Below are 2,847 nucleotides of genomic sequence, written 5' to 3' on the forward strand. Positions count from 1 at the left end.
AGCGCGTCCCAGGCCGCGGTGGCGGGCCCGCTCGGGTAGGCGGCGAGCAGCAGCCCGGGGCCGCCGGCGCGGGGCGGGCCGGGCGGCGGGCACGTACCGCCGTACCAGAGCTGCCGCAGCGGCAGGTCGGTGGTGGCGCGCCCGCGCGTCATGCCGAGGCCGTGCCACCACGGCGAGGCGTACAGCAGGAACAGCTTGTGGGCGGGCACGGCCTCCACGGCGGCCAGGTCCCGGCGCAGCCGCGGGGTGAACGGCAGCCCGTCCGGCGCCAGACGGAGCAGCGCCCCCGGCGGCAGGGCGAGCATGACGGTGCGCGCGTGCACACGGACGTGCTCACCGGTGGCGCGGCCGCGCGCGTCCTCCAGGGCGAACGTCAGCAGGTAGCGGGCGCGCGGCGCATCCCGGCCGGTGCCCGCGCGCACCCCTGTGCCCCGCCCTTGCCCGGCCGGGCCCGCGTGCTGCTCCGCCCGGTCGATCCGCAGGAGCCGGTGGCCGAGGCGCAGGGTGCCGCCCGCGGCCGTGAAGCGCCCGCACAGGGCGAGCGGCAGGCGCTGCATGCCGTGCCGCAGGGTGACGTACTCGGCGTGGGGCGGGGTGCGGAACAGCAGGCCGAGCTGTTCGGCGGCGTTCTCGCGGCTCGTGCCCGTGTCGTAGCCGCCGGTGTCGTGCACGAGCGCCAAGGCCTCCGCGCCGAGGACCGCGCGCAGCGCCTCGCCGTACGTCGTCCGCGCCGACGGCAGGCCCGCCACGGCGGCCCGGGCGCACCGGGCCCGGAACGCGGCGGCGGTGTCCGCGGCCCGGCGCGTGTCGCCGCGCTCCAGGGCCTCGTGGTGGCTCAGGCGCAGCCCGGTGAAGCCGGGCACGAGCCGCTCCGCCGCGCGGAGCACCAGGGCGTCCGGGTCCAGGCCGCGCTCCTCCCCGGTGAGGTCGTACGGGACCCGCGCGGGGTCGGCCAGGTCGCGCCGGCGCAGGCGCACGCCGCGGACGTGGACGAGGTTCTCGGGGCGGCCGAAGTCGAAGGGCACGAGGTCCGGGGTCAGTCCGGCGCGGTCGACGACCTCCAGGACCCGGCGCAGTCCGCGGTGCAGCCGCATGGCCCCGAGATCGGCGACGAGGCCCGTCCCGTCCGGCCCTCGACCCTCTCCCCCGTCGGTCCCTGCCGCGCCCCCTGCGCCCGCGTCCGCCGCTCCCCCGTCGGCTTGTCCCAGCCGTACCGACCACAGCCGTCCGCCCACCCGGTGGGAGCGTTCGAAGAGGGCCACCTGACCGCCGGGCGGCGGGGTGGGCAATTCCTCGTGGCAGAGCAGGCGTTCGGCCAGGAGACAGCCGCCGATTCCGGCCCCCACTATCGCCGTGTCGAGGAACAGCGGGTTGTCCGCGTGATGCTGACGCAGCGTCATGGTATTTGCCCTTGCATGGTGTACCGCACGGTGCTGTTGATCTACAGTCGCGCTCACGTATCCGTCTTAACACACGCGGGGGCCGCGCTTTTTTCGGGCCCGGCCGCGACGCCCGAGCACGCCGGAGGGACAACCATGATCTTCCGTAAGGAAATAGCCGCTGAAGCCGCGGGTGCCTATGACACGTTGGCCGCCTACTTCCAGGACGTACGGTCGTTCTTCGAGGTGCTGAGTGTCCGCTTCAGCCTGCCCGAGTACGGCGTGCGGCTGCACCCCGTGGCCGGGAACGAACTCTTCTCGAACGCGAACAGCTATCTGCTCTCGGACGACAGCTCCTACCCCTACTACCTGTGGCTGCCGAGTTGGCTCGGCCGCTTCTACATCGACGCAGACCGGATCGGCGAGGGAGAGCGCGCGGACGACGTGCGCACCGCGCACGCGCGCCACATCGCCTTCGTCTGGCCGTGGCTCGGCTTCAACGACGCCTACGTCAAGGACGCGGCGGAGCCCGAGTGCTGGTTCGGTGTGGCGGACCCGCGCCCCCAGGACCCGCACGAGACGGTGCGCACCACCGCCCAGAGCCTGTTCAACCACTTCCGCCTGGAGCACACCCTCGACGGCGAGCACGAGGGCTGGCTGACCGGCCACTTCACGCCGGACGAGGCGGTGGGCCGGACGCTCACCGGCCGCTGGCACCTGCGCCGGGTGCCGCTGTCCGCGCTGACGAGCTACTACGAGGTGGAGAGGAACGTCATCCAGCCGCTGGGCGAGAAGTTCAGCGCGCTCGCGGCCGGCACGGACCCGGCCCGGCGGCCGGCCCGCCGGGGGGCGAACGGCCGGGCGCAGGGGGACGCGGGGCGCCCGGAGGCGGACGGGGTGGCGCTGACGCCCGGGCCGCCGCGTCGCCCGGAAGCCGCGCCGATGGCTGTGCGGCCGTGAAGAGATCGGGCCACCGCCCCGCGACATAGGGGTCATTGAGGGGTGCCCCGGGGCTATCCGAAGCCGCCGCGGGCACAGAACAATTCTTCCGAGTCCGAGGTGCCAAGACGAGAGGTGACCCATGCGAGGAATCGACAACTCCATCTCCGCCATCACGTTGAACTCCGTCCACCTCGAAGGCGGCCCGAGCACCCTTTCCGGAACTGTCGTCCTCACCGAACTCAACGAAGTGATCTGCTCCCCGGAGAAGATCAAGATTCGGCACGGGAATGGCTACGAACACTACGAGTTCATCGACGCGCCGGCCCCGTTCGGCGACGTACGCACCCACGCACCGGCGGGCGACACCTCCGGACCGCTGAAGCTGCGCTGGGTCGGCCGCACGAAAATCGCGGAATAGCGGCGCACACCCGAGCACCGCTCCGCCAGGAATACGGAGAACACACCGGCACCCATGGGAAGGGCGCCCCACCGCTGCGGTGGGGCGCCCGTCCCATGGGTGGCGGCC

The 2,847-nt window shown here is 73.4% G+C and carries 3 protein-coding genes; 2 read left to right on the forward strand and 1 reads right to left on the reverse strand.

The features are described 5' to 3' along the window. The coding region (locus IE330_RS38280; protein WP_190140789.1) for a flavin monoamine oxidase family protein at window positions 1–1,400 on the reverse strand (1,400 nt) is incomplete at its 3' end. A gap of 135 nt (window positions 1,401–1,535) precedes the next feature. Between IE330_RS38280 and IE330_RS38285 the strand changes: the two genes are divergently transcribed. Next, window positions 1,536–2,339: a hypothetical protein gene (locus IE330_RS38285; protein ID WP_190140790.1), complete on the forward strand. Its 804-nt coding sequence runs from the start codon at window positions 1,536–1,538 to the stop codon at window positions 2,337–2,339. A 121-nt stretch (window positions 2,340–2,460) separates the two neighbouring features. Further along, the gene (locus IE330_RS38290) at window positions 2,461–2,739 is read left to right on the forward strand and encodes a DUF5988 family protein (RefSeq protein WP_190140791.1); all 279 of its coding nucleotides are present in this window, start codon (window positions 2,461–2,463) and stop codon (window positions 2,737–2,739) included. Window positions 2,740–2,847: the final 108 nt, after the last annotated feature.

Source organism: Streptomyces longispororuber, from assembly GCF_014656095.1.
GTDB lineage: Bacteria > Actinomycetota > Actinomycetes > Streptomycetales > Streptomycetaceae > Streptomyces > Streptomyces longispororuber.